The 21,571-nt window shown below is 60.6% G+C and carries 23 protein-coding genes and 1 tRNA gene; 19 read left to right on the top strand and 5 right to left on the bottom strand.

Annotation, left to right across the window (positions count from 1 at the left end):
* Nucleotides 1-46: 46 nt before the first annotated feature.
* From VA602_RS12075 to phnE, 4 genes are read left to right on the top strand one after another with little or no spacing between them, the layout of a single operon-like run.
* The gene (locus tag VA602_RS12075) at nt 47-901 is read left to right on the top strand and encodes a putative selenate ABC transporter substrate-binding protein (RefSeq protein ID WP_063546081.1); all 855 of its coding nucleotides are present in this window, start codon (nt 47-49) and stop codon (nt 899-901) included.
* Nucleotides 898-1,692 carry a phosphonate ABC transporter ATP-binding protein gene (locus tag VA602_RS12070; RefSeq protein WP_323453304.1) on the top strand — a complete coding sequence of 265 codons (795 nt, stop codon included), beginning with the start codon at nt 898-900 and terminating at the stop codon, nt 1,690-1,692. Before VA602_RS12075 ends, VA602_RS12070 begins: the two co-directional genes overlap by 4 nt.
* A complete protein-coding gene (locus tag VA602_RS12065; protein ID WP_323453303.1) occupies nt 1,686-2,513 on the top strand; it encodes a PhnE/PtxC family ABC transporter permease in 828 nt (275 codons plus the stop codon). Before VA602_RS12070 ends, VA602_RS12065 begins: the two co-directional genes overlap by 7 nt.
* On the top strand, nt 2,510-3,277 hold the full coding sequence (gene phnE / locus VA602_RS12060; protein ID WP_112899138.1) for a phosphonate ABC transporter, permease protein PhnE: 768 nt from the start codon (nt 2,510-2,512) through the stop codon (nt 3,275-3,277). The genes VA602_RS12065 and phnE overlap by 4 nt, the downstream gene beginning before the upstream one ends.
* A 15-nt stretch (nt 3,278-3,292) precedes the next feature.
* On the opposite strand, the gene VA602_RS12055 is transcribed toward phnE, so the two are convergent.
* Nucleotides 3,293-4,183, bottom strand: a complete 891-nt coding sequence (locus tag VA602_RS12055) for a bestrophin family protein (RefSeq protein ID WP_054892532.1) — start codon at nt 4,181-4,183, stop codon at nt 3,293-3,295.
* Between the two features lie 258 nt (nt 4,184-4,441).
* On the opposite strand from VA602_RS12055, the gene VA602_RS12050 reads away from it, so the two are divergent.
* From VA602_RS12050 to VA602_RS12040, 3 genes are all read left to right on the top strand, one after another.
* The gene (locus VA602_RS12050) at nt 4,442-5,497 is read left to right on the top strand and encodes a diguanylate cyclase (RefSeq protein WP_323453302.1); all 1,056 of its coding nucleotides are present in this window, start codon (nt 4,442-4,444) and stop codon (nt 5,495-5,497) included.
* Between the two features lie 533 nt (nt 5,498-6,030).
* On the top strand, nt 6,031-7,248 hold the full coding sequence (locus VA602_RS12045) for a type II toxin-antitoxin system HipA family toxin (protein ID WP_323453301.1): 1,218 nt from the start codon (nt 6,031-6,033) through the stop codon (nt 7,246-7,248).
* 34 nt (nt 7,249-7,282) lie between these two features.
* Nucleotides 7,283-7,747 carry a hypothetical protein gene (locus VA602_RS12040; RefSeq protein ID WP_323453300.1) on the top strand — a complete coding sequence of 155 codons (465 nt, stop codon included), beginning with the start codon at nt 7,283-7,285 and terminating at the stop codon, nt 7,745-7,747.
* A gap of 63 nt (nt 7,748-7,810) precedes the next feature.
* On the opposite strand, the gene VA602_RS12035 is transcribed toward VA602_RS12040, so the two are convergent.
* Both VA602_RS12035 and VA602_RS12030 read right to left on the bottom strand, forming a co-directional pair.
* The gene (locus tag VA602_RS12035; RefSeq protein WP_323453299.1) at nt 7,811-8,068 is read right to left on the bottom strand and encodes a DUF3077 domain-containing protein; all 258 of its coding nucleotides are present in this window, start codon (nt 8,066-8,068) and stop codon (nt 7,811-7,813) included.
* 13 nt (nt 8,069-8,081) lie between these two features.
* Nucleotides 8,082-8,315, bottom strand: a complete 234-nt coding sequence (locus VA602_RS12030; RefSeq protein WP_323453298.1) for a hypothetical protein — start codon at nt 8,313-8,315, stop codon at nt 8,082-8,084.
* A 374-nt stretch (nt 8,316-8,689) separates the two neighbouring features.
* Here VA602_RS12030 and VA602_RS12025 point away from each other — a divergent pair, with 374 nt between their 5' ends.
* From VA602_RS12025 to VA602_RS12010, 4 genes are all read left to right on the top strand, one after another.
* A complete protein-coding gene (locus tag VA602_RS12025) occupies nt 8,690-9,310 on the top strand; it encodes a LysE family translocator (RefSeq protein ID WP_323453297.1) in 621 nt (206 codons plus the stop codon).
* Between the two features lie 279 nt (nt 9,311-9,589).
* Nucleotides 9,590-9,979, top strand: a complete 390-nt coding sequence (locus VA602_RS12020) for a hypothetical protein (protein ID WP_323453296.1) — start codon at nt 9,590-9,592, stop codon at nt 9,977-9,979.
* A 227-nt stretch (nt 9,980-10,206) separates the two neighbouring features.
* Entirely contained in the window at nt 10,207-11,172 is a 966-nt protein-coding gene (locus VA602_RS12015) for a DUF4238 domain-containing protein (protein ID WP_323453295.1), read from the top strand.
* Between the two features lie 39 nt (nt 11,173-11,211).
* Complete coding sequence (locus tag VA602_RS12010; RefSeq protein ID WP_323453294.1) at nt 11,212-11,913, top strand: hypothetical protein; 702 nt, start codon at nt 11,212-11,214, stop codon at nt 11,911-11,913.
* A gap of 663 nt (nt 11,914-12,576) precedes the next feature.
* Here VA602_RS12010 and VA602_RS12005 read toward each other — a convergent pair.
* Nucleotides 12,577-12,661 (bottom strand) — tRNA-Leu (locus VA602_RS12005).
* Between the two features lie 108 nt (nt 12,662-12,769).
* Between VA602_RS12005 and queA the strand changes: the two genes are divergently transcribed.
* The 6 genes from queA to VA602_RS11975 all read left to right on the top strand — a co-directional run bounded on the left by queA (nt 12,770) and on the right by VA602_RS11975 (nt 18,843).
* The gene (queA, locus tag VA602_RS12000) at nt 12,770-13,819 is read left to right on the top strand and encodes a tRNA preQ1(34) S-adenosylmethionine ribosyltransferase-isomerase QueA (RefSeq protein WP_151925211.1); all 1,050 of its coding nucleotides are present in this window, start codon (nt 12,770-12,772) and stop codon (nt 13,817-13,819) included.
* Nucleotides 13,820-13,833: 14 nt separating this feature from the next.
* A complete protein-coding gene (gene tgt / locus VA602_RS11995) occupies nt 13,834-14,949 on the top strand; it encodes a tRNA guanosine(34) transglycosylase Tgt (RefSeq protein ID WP_162144435.1) in 1,116 nt (371 codons plus the stop codon).
* Nucleotides 14,950-14,990: 41 nt separating this feature from the next.
* Nucleotides 14,991-15,326 (top strand): preprotein translocase subunit YajC, encoded by a 336-nt coding sequence (gene yajC, locus VA602_RS11990; RefSeq protein ID WP_054892542.1) that lies wholly within the window; start codon nt 14,991-14,993, stop codon nt 15,324-15,326.
* A gap of 65 nt (nt 15,327-15,391) precedes the next feature.
* Nucleotides 15,392-17,254, top strand: a complete 1,863-nt coding sequence (gene secD, locus VA602_RS11985) for a protein translocase subunit SecD (RefSeq protein WP_054925563.1) — start codon at nt 15,392-15,394, stop codon at nt 17,252-17,254.
* Nucleotides 17,255-17,264: 10 nt separating this feature from the next.
* The gene (gene secF / locus VA602_RS11980) at nt 17,265-18,173 is read left to right on the top strand and encodes a protein translocase subunit SecF (RefSeq protein ID WP_125931452.1); all 909 of its coding nucleotides are present in this window, start codon (nt 17,265-17,267) and stop codon (nt 18,171-18,173) included.
* 121 nt (nt 18,174-18,294) lie between these two features.
* Nucleotides 18,295-18,843 (top strand): glycine zipper 2TM domain-containing protein, encoded by a 549-nt coding sequence (locus VA602_RS11975; protein ID WP_054892545.1) that lies wholly within the window; start codon nt 18,295-18,297, stop codon nt 18,841-18,843.
* Nucleotides 18,844-18,940: 97 nt separating this feature from the next.
* Here VA602_RS11975 and suhB read toward each other — a convergent pair whose 3' ends face one another.
* A complete protein-coding gene (suhB, locus tag VA602_RS11970; RefSeq protein ID WP_054892546.1) occupies nt 18,941-19,759 on the bottom strand; it encodes a type III secretion system regulator SuhB in 819 nt (272 codons plus the stop codon).
* Nucleotides 19,760-19,909: 150 nt separating this feature from the next.
* Between suhB and trmJ the strand changes: the two genes are divergently transcribed.
* Together trmJ and cysE are read left to right on the top strand one after the other, a co-directional pair.
* Nucleotides 19,910-20,668, top strand: coding sequence for a tRNA (cytosine(32)/uridine(32)-2'-O)-methyltransferase TrmJ (gene trmJ, locus VA602_RS11965; RefSeq protein ID WP_054892547.1), 759 nt, complete (start codon nt 19,910-19,912; stop codon nt 20,666-20,668).
* A 5-nt stretch (nt 20,669-20,673) separates the two neighbouring features.
* Nucleotides 20,674-21,459, top strand: a complete 786-nt coding sequence (cysE, locus tag VA602_RS11960) for a serine O-acetyltransferase (protein WP_323453293.1) — start codon at nt 20,674-20,676, stop codon at nt 21,457-21,459.
* Nucleotides 21,460-21,571 lie beyond the last annotated feature (112 nt).

The following is a 21,571-nucleotide window of genomic DNA, read 5'->3' as shown; positions in this document are numbered from 1 at the left end:
CGGTGCGTCGCCGGCACTTTCCCCGCTATTGAACCGGAGAACTCCCATGCTCAAACGCCCCTTGGCGCTCGCCGCCGGCCTCGTGCTGTCCTGCTGCGCCGTCATCGCACAGGCCGCCGACACTTTGCGGGTCAGCGCTATTCCCGACGAAGCGCCGACCGAGCTGCTGCGCAAGTTCAAGCCGCTGGGTGAATACCTCGAGCAGCAACTGGGCATGAAGGTGCAGTTCGTACCGGTCGCCGACTACCCGGCGGTGGTCGAGTCGCTGGCCAGCAATCGCCTGGACCTTGCCTGGCTGGGTGGCTTTACCTTCGTCCAGGTGCACCTGAAGGACCCGACCGCCACACCGCTGGTGCAGCGCGAGCAGGACGCGCAGTTCACCAGCAAGTTCATCACCGCCAACCCGGACGTGAAGAGCCTGGCCGACCTCAAGGGCAAGACTTTCGCCTTCGGTTCGATTTCCTCGACCTCCGGCAGCCTGATGCCGCGCTATTTCATGCTCAAGCAAGACAACATCAAGCCTGAGAGCTACTTCAGTCGGGTTGCCTATTCCGGCGCGCACGACGCCACCGTGGCCTGGGTTCAGGCGGGCAAGGTCGATGCCGGCGTACTCAACGCCAGTGTCTGGCAGAAGCTGGTCGATGCGGGCAAGGTCGACACCAGCAAGGTGAAAGTGTTCGCCACCACGCCGACCTACTACGACTACAACTGGACCGTGCGCGGCAACATGGACCCGGCCCTGAAAGACAAGATCAAGCAAGCCTTCCTCGCCCTCGACCCGGCCAAGCCCGAGCACAAGGCGATCCTCGACCTGCAGGCGGCCAGCCGCTTTATCGAGACCAAACCCGAAAACTACGCCGGCACCGAACAGGCTGCCCGTGAGGCCGGCTTGCTCAAGTGAGTATCCAACTGCACGCGGCAGGGCTTCGGCACGGCCAGGTACGCGCCCTCGAAGACGTGAGCCTGCGCATCGACAAGGGCGAGCGGGTGGCGGTGATCGGGCCGTCGGGGGCGGGCAAGTCCAGCCTGCTGCACCTGATGGCTACGGCCGTGCAGCCCGGCGCCGGGCACCTGGAATTGCTGGGCGAACAGCCCTGGGCTCTTTCGGCGGGCGCGCGGCAACGCTTGCGGGCGCGGGTCGCGCTGGTGCACCAGGCACCGCCGTTGCCGCCGCGCCAGCGGGTGGTCACCGCCGTATTGGCCGGGCGTCTTGGCCAGTGGGGCACCTTGCGCGGCCTGCTCAATCTGCTGCACCCCAGCGATGTGCCGGGCGCGCGACAGGTGCTGGCGGAGCTGGGGCTGGCCGACAAGCTGTTCGTGCAGTGCGGGCAGCTGTCCGGTGGCCAGTTGCAAAGGGTGGGTATCGCCCGTGCGCTGTACCAGCAACCTGAAGTATTGCTGGCCGACGAACCGGTCTCGGCGATGGACCCGGTGCTGGCTGATCACAGCCTGGCCCTGCTCAATCGCCACGCGCAAACCCGTGGCGTGACACTGGTCGCCAGCCTGCATGCGGTGGAACTGGCGCTCGCGCATTTTCCCCGGGTGATTGGTATCCGCGAAGGGCGTGTGGTGTTCGATTGCTCGGCAGCGACGGTGACCGATGCCTTGCTCGACGCCCTCTACGCCAATGAGCAACTGGCCTCGCCAACGACCGTGGGGCCGACGCTGACGGTGCAGATCCCGCGATGCTGAAGACCGATGCCCGCGACCCAGCGGCGCTGCCACGCCTGTTGCTGACCCTGTTGTGCCTGGCCCTGTTGTGGCCGGGGTTGCAGTTGAGCGAACTCGACCCCGGGGTGCTGTTGCAGGCCGAGAACCGTCAACAGATGGCAAGCTTCGTTGGCGCCTTCTGGCCACCTGCCCATGATCGGGAGTTTCTGGCGTTGCTGTTCGAAGCCACCCTGCAGACGCTTGCCGTGGCTACGGCCGGCATGACCCTGGCATTGCTGCTGGCCATCCCGGCCAGCCTGCTGGGCAGCCGGGCATTGTCGTTAAGGGCGGCATCACGCGCCGGCCGCCCGGGGCCTTGGTCGCGGCTGGTGCGCATGCCGGTGCGCGGCCTGCTGGTGTTCCTGCGCAGCGTGCCGGAGATCGTCTGGGCGCTGTTGTTCGTGCGCGCCGTGGGGCTGGGGCCGACGGCGGGAGTACTGGCCATCGCCATCACCTACAGCGGCATGCTTGGCAAGGTCTATGCCGAGATCTTCGAGTCGGTGGACCAGCGCCCGGCCCATGCCTTGATGCAGGCCGGCAGCGGACGGTTGAGTGCGTTCTGCTATGGCATCCTGCCGGTGGCGGCGGCGGAGGTGGTGTCTTACACGGTCTACCGCTGGGAATGCGCGGTGCGAGCTTCGGTGGTGATGGGCTTTGTCGGTGCCGGTGGGCTGGGGCAGCAGATCGACCTGTCGATGCGCATGTTCGCCGGCGCCGAGGTGGCGAGCATGCTGCTGGCGTTTCTCGTACTGGTGACCCTGGCCGATGTGTTGAGCCGCGTGTTGCGCGGGAGGCTGACATGAACCGGGCGATCAACCTGCTGGTGATCGTCGCCATCGTGGCGGCGGTGGTGTCGTCGTTCGCCTACCTGGAACTCGATCTTGCGTCGGTCATCGGCAATGGTGGCCTGGCGCAGATGGGCGAGTACGCCTCGCGTTTCCTGAGCCCCGACCTTTCTTCCGAGCACCTGCGTGCAGTGGCGCGCGGTGCGCTGGAGACCCTTGCCATGTCCGGGCTGGGCACCTTGCTGGCGATGCTGCTCGGCCTGCTGTTGGCATTGCCTGCGGCCGGGCGCTTCGGCTGGCCGCTACAGGGTGCGGCGCGCTTGCTGCTCAATGCCCTGCGGGCTATCCCTGAGCTGGTGTGGGCGGCCTTGACCGTGCTGGCAGCCGGGCTCGGGCCCAATGCCGGAACCCTGGCCCTGGCGCTGCACACCGCTGGCGTACTGGGGCGCCTGTTCGCCGAGGCGCTGGAGAATGCCCCCGCAGAGCCGGCGGCGGCTATTCGTTTACAGGGCGGGAGCCAGGTCGCGGCGTTCTGCTTTGGCACCTTGCCCAATCTGTGGCCGCAGTTGCTGGCCTACAGCCTGTATCGCTGGGAGAACAACATCCGCATGGCCAGTGTGCTGGGCTTCGTCGGCGCGGGCGGGCTGGGGCAGATGCTCTACACCACCCTCAGCCTGTTCCAGGAAGCCCAGGCCAGCACGGTGATCATCGGCATGCTGGTGCTGGTGTTGCTGGTGGATGCCTTCAGTGATGTGTTGCGCCAACGGTATGTACGGGCGTAGGTGAACGGGGCGGCTTCAATCCACCCACTCCCCACACTGCGCCTCGCGCTGCATCGATTCCAGATTCCGTTCGATGGTCTCGCAGATCGTGTCCATCGGAATCTGGTGCTCGCTGCGTCGGAATGGGCTCTGCAGGTCGGTGCCGATCCGCTCGATCGCCAGCAGCATGAACCCCACCACTGTCGAAGCCAGCGGCGTGAACCACTCCAGAGACTCCACCAGCCCGATCGGCACGATCACGCAGAACAGCGTGATGAACAACCGCGGAAAATACACGTAGGGGTAGGGCAGCGGTGTATTGGCGATCCGCTCCATCCCGCCCTGGGCGTTGGACAGGTCTACCAGCGTCGACTCCAGCCGCGCCAGGCGAATGCTGTCCAGCCGCCCAGCCTTGTATTCGCCTGCCAGCAAGGCGGCGGAGCCGGCCAGAATGTCATTGGCGAAGTTGTTCGAACCATTGCGCCGCTCGAACTCGTGATGGGGGATGAACGCCATCAGTTCCGGCGGGCACGGCTCGTTCTTCAGGTGCGCTGCCAGGCAGTTCACATAGGCCACATGCCGACGCAGCAAGGTCGCCTTGACCGGATTGAGCCCGTCATCCGGATCGTCCACCAGCGTCAGCACCTGCCGCGCGAAGCTGCGTGAACTATTGACCATCGCCCCCCACAGCGTGCGCGCTTCCCACCAGCGGTTGTAGGCACTGCTGTTGCGAAAGCTCACCAGCACCACCAGCGCTGAACCCAGCAGCGTCAGTGGGATCAGCGGCAGGCTGAACTTGCTGTTGAAGAACAGCATGAAATCGATGGTGACCAGGATGTCCCACACCAGCAGCCACAGCAGCGACCAGCCGATGTAGTTGAAGGTCTTGAGGACCAGGCGGTACTTGCGCACGAGGTAGTTTTTCACGCAGGGATCTCTTCGTGGAGCGGATGAAGGATCCGACGTCGGGGGCGGGGCAAGGTTCGGTGGGCTGGATGTTACCGGACGTGTTTCTCGCGAGGTCGAGACGGAATTAACCCGACGGTTAGTGTATTTCGTCCAGCACGTTTGAAGTCCTGTTTTCGATAGTGGCACAATGCTCGAACGCCGACCCCCAGGGCATTTTCCCGCCTGGCTGCCTGTCCGGTGCATTCAAGGACAGTCCATTTTTTCGGTGAGCCCTCGATGATCGAGCGAACGGGTAAGGGTCTTTCCTTCGCCAAACGCATGTACCCACCCCGCGCCATCGGCACCGGGCTTGGGTTCTTCTGTGTGCTGATCGGCATCTGGCCGCTGCAGCCGGCCTGGTGGACCTGGGCCTTGCTCGCGCTGCACGGCTTCGTCTGGCCGCACGTCGCTTATCAGCTGGCCCGGTTGTCGAAGCAGCCCTTTCGCGCCGAGCAGCGCAACCTGGTGTTCGATGGCTTCGCCGGAGGCTGCTGGGCTGGTGTCATGGGGCTCAACCCGCTGCCGAGCGTGATCATCCTGTCGATGATCGCCATGGACAAGATCGCCGCAGGCGGCTGGCACATGCTCGGCAAGACCTTCCTTGCCCAGGCGCTGGGCATTGGTCTGGGGCTCTGGTTGTACGCACCACCGCTATTCCCGCCTACCAGTCAGGCACAGATGCTCGCCTGCCTGCCGATCCTGCTGATCTATCCCATGGCCATTGGCCTGATCTGCTATCAGGTCACCGTCCAGCTCGCCCAGCACAAACGCACTCTCTCGCGCCTGAGCCAGACCGACAGCCTCACCGGCCTGATCAACCACGGCGCCTGGAAAGACCTGCTGCTGCGCGAATTCCAGCGTTGCCGCCGCGACAATCAGGCCAATGTGCTGGCACTGATCGACATCGACCATTTCAAGCAGATCAACGACCGTCACGGCCACCTGATGGGCGACGACATCCTGCGCACCCTCAGCGCCTTCCTGCCGACTCACCTGCGCAAGAGCGACCCGGTGGCGCGCTATGGAGGTGACGAGTTCTGCGTGATGCTGCCCGGCGTCAGCGTGGCCCAGGCCGAGGAAGTGCTCGAGCGGCTGCGCGAGGCGGTGGAGTGTTATCGCCATCCTGAATTACCGGAGCAGGGGTTGAGCCTGAGCATCGGCGTCGCGCCTTTTGGCGGGCATCTGCAGAGCGCCGAGGCCTGGTTGCATGAGGCGGATATGGCGCTGTATCAGGCCAAGAGTGCGGGGCGGAATCGGATTGTGGTGGCGGGGCGGTATGGGGTGATGGTGTGACACCCGCAATTGCATAGCTGCTATGTGTTGGTTTTGAGTTTGCTCAGCAGGTCGACCTCTTTTGACCCGCGCAGCTCAAAAATAAACGGACGCCAATCATCCGATTGTTTTCGATAAGCAGGCTCTTCAGCTATGCTTAGGCGTACCCAACCCTATGGGTAAACGGATTTAATCGTCCGTTTATTTAAATTAGTCGGACATATTTAGCCGCTTATGGAAAGATTTTTTCCGGTAGATTGTGAAGCAAGCCTCCAGCGTATAGGGCTTCTGGTCAAAACGGCGCGCCTGGAGCAGGGTGTACGGCAACTGGATGTCGTCAGTAGACTCGGCGTTACCGAGAAGATGCTGCGTCGCATCGAACGTGGTGATCCATCCGTCAGTGTCAGATCGTTGATGCTCGTGTTGTGGAACCTTGGTCTTACAGACAAGGTTTTCCGTCCTCTGGAGGATGCTTCAGTTTCCTTCGTTGAGTTGAAGGACGAGACCAGTGGCCGCCGAGCGCGTAGACGCCGCGCCAAGCCGGAGGACTTCTGATGCCCAGTGCCTACATCTATATGGAGCACCCCCAGACCGGTGAGGTTCTGACGCTTGGGCGCCTGACCTTGAATGGCAACCGCCCTGGCGAGTTCGTCTATTCTCCCGCCGTGCTGGACTCGAAGGTATGGGTGCCCGACCCTTTCCACTACCCCTTGTCGGATCAAGTCTTCAGCGTCGCCAGTAACCACGGGGTTCCGGGCTTCATCGACGACGCCCTGCCAGATGGCTGGGGCGAGAGGTTGCTCCAGCGCCTCAAGCGTGACCCGATCACACGTTATGACCTGCTGATCGATTCGCCCAACAGCGATCGCGCGGGAAACCTGATGACCGGGCGCGACAAAAACCCACCTGTCGGTGTCGGCCAAAAGCCACTGCCACGGCTGTCGGGGTTGGACAAGTTCATCGAAGCCTGCGATGTCGTCTACGACCAGGACATCGATGAAGAGACCGCAAGAATCCTGGGCGTGCGAGACCAGCGCTCATCTGCTGGAGGCGCCCGTCCAAAGCGCACGTTCCAGGGTGACGGAAAACTCATTCTGGCCAAGCCGCATGATCGCTATGACCAATATGAGCTGGCCCCGGTAGAGCATGCCTGCATGACCTTCGCCGCCATGAAAGGCATGCGCGTCGCCAACACCTCGCTGTACCTGGATGGGAAGGGGCCGACCTTGCTGGTAGAGCGCTTTGATCGTCGGTACGTGGACGGCGTCTTCCGGCGAGTCCCGATGCTCAGTGGCCTGACCTTGCTGAAGACGGATTGGACGCTGCTGGATCTCCAGGCCCGTTCGTACGCTCGCCTGGCCAACGAAATGCATCGTCGTGGCGTGCCGGATCAGGATCTACGTGAGCTGTACATGCGCATGGCCTATAACGCCCTGGTCGGCAACGCGGACGACCATCCCCGCAACCACGCCGTCATTTTCATCAACGATGGATGGCGACTTTCGCCCATGTACGACGTGCTGCCAATCCTGGATGAGGGGCCTGCAAAATATATGTCCATGAGCGTCGGGCTGGATGGGGCGCGGGTGGCGCGCGCGAATCTGCTTAGCCAACGGCAGCACTTCGGTCTCGTGCAGGATGAGGCGGAAGGTATCCTTGATCTGGTTGCTGGTTGGGCCGATGAGTTGAAGGAGTACTACGCGGACTTTCTACAAGGCAAAGTTTTGGAGCTGGCGCGCAATGCGACCAGCGCACGGAGGATTCTGGGCTGAGTCTTGATGGTGGGTGTGGAAAAAGGAGCAGCTTTTGGCCCTGATGAATGATCGGCTTCAGCGATTCATCCAATTATGCTGGGGCGCGATGGATGCGCTCATCATCGTGCTCTACGCAGTCGGCAGTATTCGCCGTGGTCGGATTCCATTTTGGGATGATCTGCAAAGCATTGTTGCCTTGTCACGCGAGCATGGCGAGCTCGCATTATTTATCGGCCTTACAGGCGTAGCGGTGCATCTCTCGGTAGTCGCCAGCGGTTTGTTGTTTATCAAAGGCGCGCGTGCTGCGGCCTATGTCGGCTTGGCCCAGGCGCCATTTCGAATATTCCTGCTTCCTTCGATACCTATCTCCTTCCTATGGCTCAACCTCCTTGTTACGCCAGCACCCTGGCTGCTTTTTCTGCTGGCAGTTGGTGCGGAAGCCGTCAAAGTGTGGAGTTTGGTACTGCTGGTGCGAAGCCAGCGGTTCGCTCGCGCGACTGAGCCACAGCCTGTGTAGCCGATGCGACTCAATAGGCCGGGACTACGTGCAGCCCCAGCCTATCGACAATGCGGCTCTGGCCTAGCAGCTTTCCCGCCCGCGTCCTATCTCCACGTCATCCATCATCGCCTTGACCATGTCGCACAGCAAGTGCGCGGCCCAGCCCAGGTCGGCCTCGCCGTCGGTGGAGGCGAGCAAGGTCATGCGCTTGGCGCAGGCCATCATCGCCGACGCCTGTTCCATTGCCAGTTTCGAATCATGTCCGGGCTCGACCCGGAACAGCGGCTTGTCGCCATCGCCGTAACCGAACCCGGTGACGCCTGCAGTGGTATCGCTCATGTTCGATGCTCCTTCAGTGACGGACCTGGATCCTGCTCAGTGCGGTTTCCGCCAGCGTCAGGGCGGCATCGACTTCGTGGGCGGTGGTGATGCTCAGGGGCTGGGCGGGGGAGCCGAGGGTGAGGGCGGTGCTGTGGTGGGTGATGGCGAGGGCGCAGGTGAGGTGTTCGATGATTTGGAGGACGAGGTCTTCGAGGGCGTGGGGATTTTCGCTGTAGAAAGGGGGATCGGGGACGATCTTTAACATGGTGAACTCCTCGCTGATGAAGGGACCACCACCATTGCTGTCAAACAAGAGGGTGGCAGCTGTAAGTAGGTTGACAGACCGGTCAGCAAGGAAACCCGGCGCACCCGAAGGTGCCCCACCTACAGCCGCCATAAAAGCGAAGCCGTGTGAGTTGCAATGCTGATTCGGCCTGTCATAGCCGGTCGTTGATGAGCAACGACCGGGCGAGACTAGAACGCGCCCCATGGCACCGCAACGGCTTTAGGCGGCCGAGAGTATGTTTGGGAAACGGACTACAGGGAATGGGGAAAAACTGAAAATCGAGCCACTTATCCACAACGAAAAAAGCTGCGCCCAAGCTAATCTAGGGCAACTTCCTTCCAGGCTGACCACCTATGTCCATCGCCGACAATCTGATTGCCTTCACGCTCGCCGCTACCCTGCTGACGGTAACCCCCGGCCTCGATACCGCCTTGATCCTCAGAACCTCCGCCGTCGAAGGACGCAAGCAGGGGCTGCGCGCGGCCCTGGGCATCAACGCCGGCTGCCTGCTCTGGGGCGCGGCGGTCGCCTTCGGCCTTGGTGCATTGATCGCCGTCTCCGAGCTGGCGTACGACATCCTCAAGTACTGTGGCGCTGCCTATCTGGCATGGTTGGGCGTGAACATGCTCCTGCGCCCACGCCAGTCGCTGGCGCCTGCCGAGGCCGAGGGGCGTCCGGCAGCGAACTGGTTTCTCAAGGGCATGATGGGCAATCTGCTCAATCCCAAGGTCGGGATTTTCTACGTGTCGTTTCTGCCGCAATTCATTCCGCAAGGCCAGCCGCTGATTGCATGGACCTTCGGGCTTGTGGGCATTCATGTGCTGCTGGGGTTGATCTGGGCGATGGGGTTGATCAGTGCGACACAATCCATGGCGGGTGTGCTGCGCAAAGGGAAAGTGATTCAGTGGATGGATCGGGCGACGGGACTGGTGTTTGTGTTGTTTGCGGCGCGTCTGGCGTTGAGTCGGCGCTGAGGTGGGCGGCGGTTCGCTGCCTCGACTAGCTCGCTTCGACAGCGGCGGTCTGAATCCCGCCCACAAAAAACCGACCATAAGGTCGGTTCTGGATCTTGGTGCGAGGGGACTCGAAAATACATTTTAAGGTATTGATAATTGGATGTTTGTGAGGTTGTTTCTAATATCCTACTCACGTTCTCCTTGGTGTGTGGGCGGTCACTCGGTACTACACTCGCTACCGATCGCTAGGCTAATCCATTCTAGCGAGCACCACCCAGCCATAGCATGGAGCGAGAAATGATTAACGAGGTTTTCAAGGCAGCTGTTCAGTATGGAGACCACAAGGGCACCGCTGCTGCGGATGACCATGACCGAGACACGCTTGAGACATTGTTTAGAGCCCGTGGGTTGATCGCAGAAGGAGACAGGATTGTCGGAGTGAAGATGTACTCTGGGGAGGTTCATGCAAAGCGGCAGGAGCATCCGATTTACGTAACTGCGTATATCCTTTCGTCTGAAGGGTTTCATCAAGCGCAGCAGGAGCTTGAGCGTCTTAAGCCTATCCCCGTGAGGGCTGTCAGAGCCGAAATGGACCTCGCTGATTTTTTCGGCCTGTACAAGCGTTTTGAAGTGGCAATTTCCCGTCACGCAGAACTGAACGGGCGCGAGATCCAGGTTCTTGATTGAAGCTGATCTGATGATGTGGGCTTGAGTCATAGGGGCGCATAAATTATGCAACTCCCGTGATACATCGCTGAGTGCCGGCAGTAAAAAGCCTCGAAATCGGGGCTTTCCTGTGTCTGGCGCCCAAGGCTAGAGCTTCCAAATGTTACATATCGACCTCACCACCCATGCGGCTTTTTATTGCGACATGTCGTGGCATACTGGCGCGCACTGAGTGAGGGAGGTGGGTTATGGATGCTAAGTATTTTGAGGCGAAAAGGAAGCATCACCATGTTTGGGCTGATTACTTGAAACGTTGGTCTGCAGATGGGATAAATGTTTATCACTCTACGCCTACCCGCAAGATAAAATTAGATAGCGTTCGCGGTTTGGCGATGGACCTTGATTTTTACAGGGTCACACATCTAGCCGAATATGATGTTAAAGTAATTCTTCAGTGGTCAAGTCGAGCCGCTGAAGATCTGCAATACGCTCATCGAAGTTATCTAAATGATTTTCTGCGGTTTCAAAGGGCAAGCGAGATCTATAAAGGTTCTAGGCGAAAAATTGAAGTCATCGAGAAATCAATCAAGGCTCTAAAGTCAAATCTTATGGAGAATCTTCATTCGGCCCATGAGAGAGATGCTTCGCCAATACTAAAAGATCTTGCTGGTGGAAAATTATCCTGCCTTTATGAAAGTGGTTCGATAATAAAATTCACCACTTTTTTGGGGCATCAGTTTGCGCGCACTAAAAATTTCAAGGATAGGACTTTTCATGCGTTTCGGGAGGATACGGTTGAGAGTGTAGAGTTTTTGAGGAGCATGAAAAATAGCTGGTGGTTCTTGAGTTATATGTTTGGGATGAATCTGGGGCGTGAACTCTATCTTTTTCGTTCTGGCTACACTCATTCTCTACTTTTTAATAATACTGGTGTTTCGTTTATTACTTCAGATCAACCGGCAATCAATGTGCATCCCCAGGTGTGGGAGACTTCTTCTCAGCCGGAGTTTCTTGATCTCTATTACCCTATCTCACCCAGATATGCATACATTATCTGCGAGTCTAATATTTTTATCGGAGGGGTCACGGAGGTCACAGTAGAGCAGGTAGTCCAACTCAATCAGAAAATGGCCGCAAGGTCTAGCTCTTTAATCGTTGGTTCGGATTATGAGTCGATAGAAGAATTCATTTCTTTGGTCGGGCAAAACCGTTGAGTAGAACGGTGACGCGGTTTGGCAAACTGGGATAATTTCATGACCCGAGTTTTCAAGAAAGAAATGGAGCGTATTTATGCAGTTTCAGCGGCCAAAGCATTGGGTGAGATTTGGTTTATAGACGACATACCCGAGCCGCTAGACTTCATGATCCGCACAGCCAGTAGTGAGTGTTTTGGGCTTGAAGTTGTCGAGCTTTACGATAGTCCCAGAGATCGAGGCGGCTCTGCACTAAAGCAAATCCACGGAATGCAGCAGAAGAACTTGCGAGATATTGTTTCTGGCTACTATCGGCGCTCAGGAAACCCGGTAAGGGTGAACTTTCTAGGGTGTATTGACGAAGTTGAGAAAATTATAGATGTTCTTATTTCTGTAGGCAGTAGCTTGGCAGGCGAAGAGGTCCACATAGAAATAGGTGCGCTACAAGCGTGGATTCTTCCTCTCCCAAAGGATGACGCTAGGTTTGCCCGCTACGGGCGCTGGCAAATTGTCGACGTAAGCTTTGTTCGCTCAATTCCAGATGATTTAGTCCTGAGGCAGATTAGCTCAAAGTCTCAAAAGCTTGATTTCTACATGGCTAAGGCGGAAGTGGTAGACCTACTGTTGGTTGTAGATAGAACTACAGGTGCCGGAAGATTTAATGTTTCTGAGAGTTTGAGGTGCGCCAATACCGGTTTTCGTCGGGTGATATTGCTCAACTATCCACTGGGTGCGGAGGTGCTTTCGCCTAACAGGGATTGAGCTTTCATAGGGCTCGGGTCAGGGTGCTTGAAAACAGAATGCCACTTAATATCTTGAGCCCCGGGTACTTAAAAGTGGGATAACCTCCCCCCTTTAGACTTGTCCTCTGCGTAGATCGGTGCCGAAATGATCGCCCCGCCCCAGCGGCGCCTCCGATTCAGATCGGGACAGGGTTGCCGCTGGCTGTGGTGTTCTTGGCTGAGCCGAAAGCGCGCGGCTGGGGAATGCCACGGATGCCAGCGCCGTCACGCTGTGGTGCGGTTTGATAGCTGGTGGAATCGGCACCGCCCTTGTTCGGATTGGCGATCGCCGCAGGGATGCCCGCCTCACAATTAATTTGCCCAGCGGACTTCTGGCGACCGTTGCACATTTCACCTACGCCGTCCGCTTCCAGCACGCTTGCAGTGACGACATTGCGATCAGCTAATGGCGCCCAGATGCGAGCTTCTGTTCGGTTTCAAGCAAGCGAGCGCTGAACTCGGTCTGTTTGGTGTTGAAGGCTTCTTTGAGCTCGGTGATCTTCGCACCGATGTTGATGGCGGGTTGATTCAGCTCAGTGGGCTTACAACGGAACCACTGGAAACCACGGGCACAAAAAAACCGGCCCAGTGGCCGGTTTTTCTGGTGTTCCGGGTCTTTTGGGGACCGCTTGGAACTATGTGATGGTGCCCCGAGGGAGACTCGAACTCCCACTCCTTTCGAAAACGGATTTTGAATCCGCCGCGTCTACCAATTCCGCCATCAGGGCTTGTGGCGCCGCAGTATAGAGAGGCTCCTGCAGTCGGTCAATCGGCTTTCATGGTCAATTTTCATGCATTGGGCTAAACTTCCCGGCCCTGCCAAGCCGAACACGATCATGCGCGTCGCCGATTTTTCCTTCGAACTCCCGGATTCCCTCATCGCCCGCCATCCCCTGGCCGAGCGCCATGGCAGCCGTCTGCTGGTCCTTGACGGGCCGAGCGGGGAGCTGGCGCACCGGCGCTTCACCGATTTGCTCGAGTACCTGCGCCCGGGCGACCTGATGGTGTTCAACAACACTCGGGTGATTCCGGCGCGGCTGTTCGGTCAGAAAGCCTCCGGCGGCAAGCTGGAAGTGCTGATCGAGCGGGTGCTCGACAGCCATCGGGTACTGGCCCATGTGCGTGCCAGCAAGGCACTGAAGGTCGGCGCCACGGTGCTGATCGATGGCGGTGGCGAGGCCGAAATGGTCGCGCGCCATGAGACGCTGTTCGAGCTGCGCTTCACCGAAGAGGTGCTGCCACTGCTCGAGCGCGTTGGCCATATGCCGCTGCCGCCGTATATCGACCGCCCGGACGAAGGCGCCGACCGTGAGCGCTACCAGACCGTGTACGCCGAGCGTGCCGGTGCCGTCGCCGCGCCTACTGCCGGCCTGCACTTCGACGAGGCGCTGCTGGAGCAGATCGCCGCCAAGGGCGTCGAGCGCGCCTTCGTCACCCTGCATGTAGGTGCCGGCACCTTCCAGCCGGTGCGGGTCGACAAGATCGAAGATCACCACATGCATAAAGAGTGGCTCGAAGTGAGCCAGGACGTGGTCGATGCCATCGAGGCCTGCCGCGCCCGTGGCGGGCGGGTGATCGCGGTCGGTACCACCAGCGTGCGCTCGCTGGAGAGTGCGGCGCGCGATGGTGTGCTCAAGGCGTTCAGTGGCGACACCGACATCTTCATCTACCCCGGCCGACCGTTCCATGTGGTCGATGCGCTGGTGACCAACTTCCATTTGCCCGAGTCCACGCTGCTGATGCTGGTCTCGGCCTTTGCGGGGTATCCCGAGACCATGGCCGCGTACGCCGCGGCGGTCGAGCAGGGGTACCGCTTCTTCAGTTACGGTGATGCCATGTTCATCACCCGCAATCCGGCGCCGCGCGGCCCCGAGGATCAAGCATGAGTCGCACCTGTCGAATGTCCTTCGAACTGCTGGCCACCGACGGCAAGGCCCGTCGCGGTCGGCTGACCTTCCCCCGTGGCACCGTGGAAACCCCGGCGTTCATGCCGGTGGGCACCTATGGCACGGTCAAGGGCATGCTGCCGCGGGACATCGAGGCCATCGGCGCCGAGATCATCCTGGGCAACACCTTCCACCTGTGGCTGCGCCCGGGCACCGAGGTGATCAAGAAGCACAACGGCCTGCACGACTTCATGCAGTGGAAAGGCCCGATCCTCACCGACTCCGGCGGTTTCCAGGTGTTCAGCCTGGGCGCGATGCGCAAGATCAAGGAAGAGGGCGTGACCTTCGCCTCGCCGGTCGACGGCTCCAAGGTGTTCATGGGCCCGGAAGAGTCGATGCAGGTGCAGCGTGACCTGGGCTCGGACATCGTGATGATCTTCGACGAGTGCACGCCGTACCCGGCCGAGCACGATGTGGCGCGCACCTCCATGGAGCTGTCGCTGCGTTGGGCCCAGCGCTCGAAGAACGCCCACGGCGATAACACTGCGGCGCTGTTCGGCATCGTTCAGGGTGGCATGTACCAGGACCTGCGCATGCGCTCGCTGGAGGCGCTGGTCAATATTGACTTCGACGGCCTGGCCATCGGCGGCCTGTCGGTGGGCGAACCCAAGCACGAGATGATCAAGGTGCTGGATTACCTGCCGGCACAAATGCCTGCTGACAAACCTCGTTACCTTATGGGGGTAGGCAAACCGGAAGATCTGGTTGAGGGTGTGCGCCGCGGCGTCGACATGTTCGACTGCGTGATGCCCACGCGCAACGCGCGCAACGGCCATCTGTTCGTCGATACAGGGGTGATCAAGATCCGCAATGCGTTCCATCGCCATGATGATTCGCCGCTGGATCCGACCTGTGACTGCTATACCTGCACCAACTTCTCACGCGCTTATCTGCATCACCTGGACAAGTGCGGCGAAATGTTGAGCAGCATGCTGAATACCATCCACAACTTGCGCCATTACCAGCGCTTGATGGCCGGTTTACGCGAGGCTATTCAACAGGGTAAATTGGCCGCCTTTGTCGACGCCTTCTATGCCAAGCGCGGGCTTCCCGTTCCGCCTTTGGACTGACTGTTCGCACACATAACTAAATTCAGCAACTGGAGTGCTACATGAGCTTTCTGATTCCCGCCGCTTACGCGGACGCTGCAGCCCCTGCCGCCGGCCCAGCCGGTACTGGCTTCGAGTGGATCTTCCTGGTTGGCTTCCTGGTCATCTTCTACCTGATGATCTGGCGCCCGCAGGCCAAGCGTGCCAAAGAGCAGAAGAACCTGCTCGGCGCTCTGCAGAAGGGTGACGAAGTGGTCACCAACGGCGGTATCGCCGGCAAGATCGTCAAAGTTTCCGACGACTTCGTGGTGCTGGAAGTGTCCGACAACGTCGAGCTGAAGTTCCAGAAGGGCGCCATCGCCGCGACCCTGCCAAAAGGTACGCTCAAGGCTATCTGAGTTACCGGTTTCATTTTTTCCAGTCGGGGCGCGCAAAGCGCCCCGCGTCTTGAACGGGCGGCGTGATGCTGAACAAATACCCTCTGTGGAAATACCTGCTGATCCTGGTGGTACTGGCGGTCGGCTTTATTTATTCCGCTCCCAACCTCTACCCGGATGACCCGGCGGTGCAGATCAGCGGCGCAAGTTCCGCGCTGCACGTGAGCCAGGCCGACCTCGACCGCGCCACCAAGGCGCTGGCCGATGCCGGTATCACCGTCAAGGGTGGCAGCCTGGGCGAGAAGGGCAGTGCGCTGGTGCGCCTGACCAACCAGGAAGACCAACTGCCGGCCAAGGATGTGGTGCGCAAGACCTTGGGTGACGACTACGTCGTCGCACTGAACCTGGCCCAGACCACCCCGCAGTGGCTGCGCAACCTGGGTGCCAGCCCGATGAAGCTGGGCCTGGACCTCTCCGGTGGTGTGCACTTCCTGCTGGAAGTGGACATGGACAAGGCCATGAGCGCCCGCCTGAAGGTCTACGACGGCGAAGTGAAGACCCTGCTGCGCAAAGAGCGCGTGCGCTACCGTAGCCTGCCCCAGCAGGACGGCAGCATCATGCTGGGCTTCGCCGACGATGCTACTCGCGAACAGGCACGTGCCCTGGTCCGCAAGAATTTCAATGATTTCGACATCACCACCACCGAGCGCAACGAGCTCTCCGTGCTGCGTCTGGCGCTGACCCAGGCCAAGGTCGCCGAAATCCGCGAATACTCCATCAAGCAGAACCTGACCACCGTCCGCAACCGTGTGAACGAGCTGGGCGTGGCCGAGCCGCTGGTTCAGCGCCAGGGCGCCAACCGTATCGTGGTCGAGCTGCCGGGCGTGCAGGACACTGCCGAAGCCAAGCGTATCCTCGGCAAGACGGCCAACCTGGAGTTCCGCTTCGGCGCTGAGCCAGGTGCTTCGAAAGCGACCACCGAGGTTTTCGAGTTCCGTGACGGCAACCGTTCGGCTGCGGTCGAGCGTGGCTTGATCATCACCGGTGACCAGGTTACCGATGCCCAGGCGAGCTTCGACGAGCACGGTCGTCCGCAGGTGAACATCCGCCTGGATGGCCACGGTGGCGAGTTGATGAGCCGCGCCACGCGCAGCAACGTCGGTCGCAGCATGGCGGTGATCTTCATCGAGCAGAAGCCGGTGACCCGCTACGTCAAGCAGACCGTTGATGGCGTCGAGAAGGAAGTGGCGGTACAGAGCTTCCAGGAAGAGAAGAAGATCATCAGCCTGGCGACCATCCAGTCGCCGCTGGGCAGCCAGTTCCGTATTACCGGCCTGAACGGCCAGGGTGAGTCGTCCGAACTGGCCCTGCTGCTGCGTGCCGGTGGTCTGGCCGCACCGATGTACTTCGCCGAAGAGCGTACCATCGGCCCAAGCCTGGGTGCCGACAACATCACCAAGGGTGTCGATGCATCGCTGTGGGGCATGTTGTTCGTCTCGCTGTTCATCATCGCCATCTACCGTGGCTTCGGCGTGATCGCCACCATCGCCCTGGCGGGCAACATGGTGCTGCTGCTGGCGCTGATGTCGCTGTTGGGCGCGACCCTGACGCTGCCGGGTATCGCCGGTATCGTGTTGACCATGGGTATGGCGGTCGACGCCAACGTGCTGATCTTCTCGCGGATTCGCGAGGAGCTGAAAAACGGCATGTCGGTGCAGCGCGCCATCCACGAAGGCTTCAACCGTGCCTACACCGCGATCATCGACGCCAACCTGACCAGCCTGCTGGTCGGCGGCATCCTGTTCGCCATGGGTACCGGCCCGGTCAAGGGCTTCGCGGTCACCATGTCCCTCGGGATTTTCACCTCGATGTTCACCGCCGTCATGGTGACCCGCGCAATGGTCAACCTGACCTGTGGCGGGCGTGACATCAAGAAGCTGTGGGTTTGAGGGAGCTGCGATGAAAACCATCAACTTCATGGGCGTGCGCAACGTTGCGTTCGCCGTCACTGTCCTGCTGACCGTGCTGGCGCTGTTCAGCTGGTGGCACAAGGGCTTGAACTTCGGCCTGGACTTCACCGGCGGTACGCTCATCGAGCTGACCTACGAGCGTCCGGCCGACCTCAAGGCGGTGCGTGCCGAGCTGGTCGAGTCTGGCTTCCACGAGGCCATCGTGCAGAGCTTCGGTGCCACCACCGACCTGCTGGTGCGCATGCCTGGCGACGACCCGCAACTGGGGAACCAGGTTGCCCAGGCGCTGCAGAAACTGGGCGGCGACAACCCTGCCACCGTCAAACGTGTCGAGTTCGTCGGCCCGCAGGTCGGTGAAGAACTGCGTGACCAGGGCGGCCTGGGCATGCTGCTGGCGTTGGGCGGGGTATTGATCTACCTGGCGTTCCGCTTCCAGTGGAAGTTCGCGGTGGGGGCGATCGTCTCGCTGATTCACGACGTGATCGTGACCGTGGGCATCCTCTCGTTCTTCCAGATCACCTTCGACCTGACGGTGCTGGCGGCAGTGCTGGCGATCATCGGCTACTCGCTCAACGACACCATCGTCGTGTTCGACCGCGTGCGTGAGAACTTCCGCGTGATGCGCAAGGCGTCGCTGATCGAGAACATCAACGTCTCGACCACCCAGACCCTGCTGCGCACCATCGCCACCTCGGTGTCGACCTTGCTGGCGATTGCTGCGCTGCTGTTCTTCGGTGGCGACAACCTGTTCGGCTTCTCGCTGGCGCTGTTCCTGGGCGTCATGGCGGGTACCTACTCGTCGATCTACATCGCCAACGTGGTGCTGATCTGGCTGAACCTGAACAGTGAAGACCTGATCCCGCCGGTCAAGGCCGAGGGTGTGGACGACCGTCCGTAAGGGCTTGTCCTACGCCGTTTGGCGTAAAGAGAGGCGCGAGTGTTGAACTCGCGCCTTTTTTTTTGCTCCAAGGCAGGGAGAAGGCGGGCAATGTCCCGCGGGTATGATCAGGAGATTCCACGTGAACAAATCAATGCTGGTGGGTGCGGTTCTGGGTGCTGTCGGTGTTACAGCCGGAGGTGCTGTGGCGACCTACAGCTTGGTGAACAAAGGGCCGGAATACGCCCAGGTCACTGACGTACAACCGATCAAGCAGCAGGTGAAGACACCGCGCGAAGTGTGCAAGGACGTGACCGTGACGCGCCAGCGTCCGGTGCAGGACCAGCACCAGATCGCCGGTACCGTGGTGGGCGCCCTGGCCGGTGGCCTGCTGGGTAACCAGATCGGTGGCGGCACCGGCAAGAAGATCGCCACGGTCGCAGGTGCGGTGGGTGGTGGTTATGCCGGCAACAAGGTGCAGGAAGGCATGCAGGAGCGTGACACCTACACCACCACGCAAACGCGCTGCAACACGGTCAACGACATCAGCGACAAGGTGGTGGGCTACACCGTGAAGTACACCATCGGTGACCAGGCTGGTGTGGTGAAGATGGACCACGAGCCAGGTTCGACCATTCCGCTGGACAAGAACGGCAAGCTGGTGCTGAGCCAGGCGCAGCCCGGCCAGTGATCTGGATGCTGGCTTCGTCGCGGGCCAGCAGAGCCAGGGAAAACAGGCACAAAAAAAGCACCCCTCGGGGTGCTTTTTTTGCATCCTAAGCCCTGGCTCAGCGCTTGAGGTTTTCCGGCAGGTGCGGCTGGATGGCGGTCAGTACCGCCTTGAAGCACTTGATGTTGCCGGCAACGATGTGGCCTTTGTCGAGGAAGTCGTGGCCACCGTTGAAGTCGCTCACCAGGCCGCCCGCTTCCTGGATCAGCAGTACGCCTGCGGCCATGTCCCACTCGGACAGGCCCGACTCCCAGAAGGCGTCGAAACGACCAGCGGCAACGTAGGCCAGGTCCAGGGCGGCGGAACCCGCGCGACGGATGCCGGCGGTCTGGCCGGTGAGGGCGCGGAACATGCCGAGGTAGTTGTCCAGGTCAGCCATCTGGCTGTCGCGGAACGGGAAGCCGGTACCCAGCAGGGCGCCTTCCAGGCTGGTGCGCGAGCTGACACGCAGGCGACGACCGTTGAGCTGGGCGCCACGACCGCGGCTGGCGGTGAATTCTTCCTGGCGGACCGGGTCGACGATGACCGCGTGCTCAAGGCGGCCGCGGTATTTGCAGGCGATGCTGACCGCGAAGTGCGGAACGCCACGCAGGAAGTTGGTGGTGCCATCCAGTGGATCGATGATCCACAGGTAGTCCTTGCCTTCCTCGCCGGAGCCGGCGTGCAGGCCAGTCTCTTCACCCTGGATCGAGTGGTTCGGGTAAGCCTTGCGCAGGGCGTTGACGATGGTCTGCTCGGCGGCGCGATCGACCTCGGAGACGTAATCCTTGGCCTCTTTCTCGTCGACCTTGATGCTGTCCAGGCGTTCGATGGAGCGGAAAATCAGTTCACTGGCGCTGCGAGCGGCGCGCAGGGCGATATTCAGCATAGGCTGCATGGGCGTTTCACCTGGAGATGTTAAAGAAGAAAGCCGCCTAGTCTATCAGAAAACTGTTCCGGCAGAAGGGTGACATTCGCATTCGTGGCGTTACGCCCGTCGCTTAGGTAAGATCGTCCCCCTTTTATAGGCATCCGTGAGCTCGACACCTTGCTGCAGAATATTCGTGTTGTTCTGGTCAATACCAGCCACCCCGGCAACATCGGCGGCGCTGCTCGTGCCATGAAAAACATGGGCTTGTCGCGCCTGGTGCTGGTCCAGCCACTGGATTTCCCCGCGGCCGACGCCAGTGCCCGTGCCTCTGGTGCCGACGATGTGCTGGACGGCGCCATTGTGGTCGATACGCTCGAGCAGGCGCTGGCCGGTTGCAGCCTGGCGATTGGGACCAGCGCCCGTGATCGCAGCATGCCGTGGCCGATGCTCGACCCGCGCGAATGCGGGGTGCAGAGCGTCGCGCGTGCGGCCGCTGGCGAGGAGATCGCCCTGGTGTTCGGTCGTGAACATGCAGGCCTGACCAATGACGAACTGCAGCGATGTCACTTCCACGTGCACATTCCATCGAACCCCGATTTCAGCTCGCTGAATCTTGCCGCCGCGGTCCAGGTGCTCGCCTACGAGGTGCGCACCGCATGGCTGGCGGCGCAAGGTGCGCCGGCGAAGGTCGAGAAGGTCGATGCCAGCGATGAGCTGGCCACCCTGGACGAAATGGAGCTGTTCTACGAACACCTGGAAAAGACCCTGGTGGACATCAGCTTCCTTGACCCTGAGAAGCCCAAGCACCTGATGGCGCGCCTGCGCCGGTTGTATGGGCGCAGCTCGGTCAATCGTTCGGAAATGAGCATTTTGCGCGGCATCCTCACCGAGACCCAGAAGGTCGCACGGGGTGATGCGCACAAGCGGAAGGACTAGAAACAATGTTCGAGCGTCTGCGTGAAGATATCCAGAGTGTGTTTCATCGTGACCCGGCGGCGCGCAATGCCTTCGAGGTACTGACCTGCTACCCGGGGATGCATGCCATCTGGCTGCATCGCCTGGGCAATGCCCTGTGGAAACGCGACTTCAAATGGCTGGCGCGCCTGGTATCGAACTTCGGGCGCTGGATGACCGGCATCGAGATCCACCCGGGCGCCACGATTGGCCGGCGCTTCTTCATCGATCATGGCATGGGCATCGTCATCGGCGAGACCGCCGAGATCGGCGATGACGTGACGCTCTACCAGGGCGTTACCCTCGGCGGCACCAGCTGGAACAAGGGCAAGCGTCACCCGACCCTCGAAAACGGCGTGGTGGTGGGGGCGGGGGCCAAGGTGCTCGGCCCGTTCACGGTTGGCGCCGGGGCCAAGATCGGCTCCAATGCGGTGGTGACCAAGGCCGTGCCGGCCGGCGCCACGGCAGTCGGGATCCCGGGGCGGATCATCTTCAAGACCGAAGACAGCGAGGTCGAGGCCAAGCGCAAGGCCATGGCCGAGAAGATCGGCTTCGATGCCTACGGCGTCAGTGGCGACATGCCCGACCCGGTAGCGCGCGCCATCGGCCAGATGCTCGACCACCTGCAGGCGGTCGACGAGCGCCTGGAGGGCATGTGCGGGGCGCTGACCAACCTGGGCAGTGACTACTGTGCCAAGGCCCTGCCGGCGCTGCCGGAAGAAGACTTCGCCGAGGTCAAGCAGGCTGCGCAGAGCGACACTCCGTCGCATTGATTACGCCTGGCTGATACACGGGGCGTGTGCTCGCGCCCCTTGTCTGCTATCATCGCGCCCGCTTCCCGCGTGCAAACCCGACTAAAGCACTAGGTCTTATAGTTGACTTAAA

The organism is Pseudomonas machongensis (assembly GCF_034961125.1).
Lineage (GTDB): Bacteria > Pseudomonadota > Gammaproteobacteria > Pseudomonadales > Pseudomonadaceae > Aquipseudomonas > Aquipseudomonas machongensis.
Note: the sequence above shows the minus strand (reverse complement) of the source record. Positions and strands in the feature narration are given on the sequence as shown.

Coding starts and splice junctions, on each gene's coding strand:
- VA602_RS12075 (WP_063546081.1), top strand. CDS start 47: ATGCTCAAACGCCCCTTGGCGCTCGCCGCCGGCCTCGTGCTGTCCTGC.
- VA602_RS12065 (WP_323453303.1), top strand. CDS start 1,686: ATGCTGAAGACCGATGCCCGCGACCCAGCGGCGCTGCCACGCCTGTTG.
- phnE (WP_112899138.1), top strand. CDS start 2,510: ATGAACCGGGCGATCAACCTGCTGGTGATCGTCGCCATCGTGGCGGCG.
- VA602_RS12050 (WP_323453302.1), top strand. CDS start 4,442: ATGATCGAGCGAACGGGTAAGGGTCTTTCCTTCGCCAAACGCATGTAC.
- VA602_RS12045 (WP_323453301.1), top strand. CDS start 6,031: ATGCCCAGTGCCTACATCTATATGGAGCACCCCCAGACCGGTGAGGTT.
- VA602_RS12035 (WP_323453299.1), bottom strand. CDS start 8,068: ATGAGCGATACCACTGCAGGCGTCACCGGGTTCGGTTACGGCGATGGC.
- VA602_RS12030 (WP_323453298.1), bottom strand. CDS start 8,315: ATGTTAAAGATCGTCCCCGATCCCCCTTTCTACAGCGAAAATCCCCAC.
- VA602_RS12025 (WP_323453297.1), top strand. CDS start 8,690: ATGTCCATCGCCGACAATCTGATTGCCTTCACGCTCGCCGCTACCCTG.
- VA602_RS12020 (WP_323453296.1), top strand. CDS start 9,590: ATGATTAACGAGGTTTTCAAGGCAGCTGTTCAGTATGGAGACCACAAG.
- VA602_RS12015 (WP_323453295.1), top strand. CDS start 10,207: ATGGATGCTAAGTATTTTGAGGCGAAAAGGAAGCATCACCATGTTTGG.
- VA602_RS12010 (WP_323453294.1), top strand. CDS start 11,212: ATGACCCGAGTTTTCAAGAAAGAAATGGAGCGTATTTATGCAGTTTCA.
- queA (WP_151925211.1), top strand. CDS start 12,770: ATGCGCGTCGCCGATTTTTCCTTCGAACTCCCGGATTCCCTCATCGCC.
- tgt (WP_162144435.1), top strand. CDS start 13,834: ATGTCCTTCGAACTGCTGGCCACCGACGGCAAGGCCCGTCGCGGTCGG.
- yajC (WP_054892542.1), top strand. CDS start 14,991: ATGAGCTTTCTGATTCCCGCCGCTTACGCGGACGCTGCAGCCCCTGCC.
- secD (WP_054925563.1), top strand. CDS start 15,392: ATGCTGAACAAATACCCTCTGTGGAAATACCTGCTGATCCTGGTGGTA.
- secF (WP_125931452.1), top strand. CDS start 17,265: ATGAAAACCATCAACTTCATGGGCGTGCGCAACGTTGCGTTCGCCGTC.
- suhB (WP_054892546.1), bottom strand. CDS start 19,759: ATGCAGCCTATGCTGAATATCGCCCTGCGCGCCGCTCGCAGCGCCAGT.
- cysE (WP_323453293.1), top strand. CDS start 20,674: ATGTTCGAGCGTCTGCGTGAAGATATCCAGAGTGTGTTTCATCGTGAC.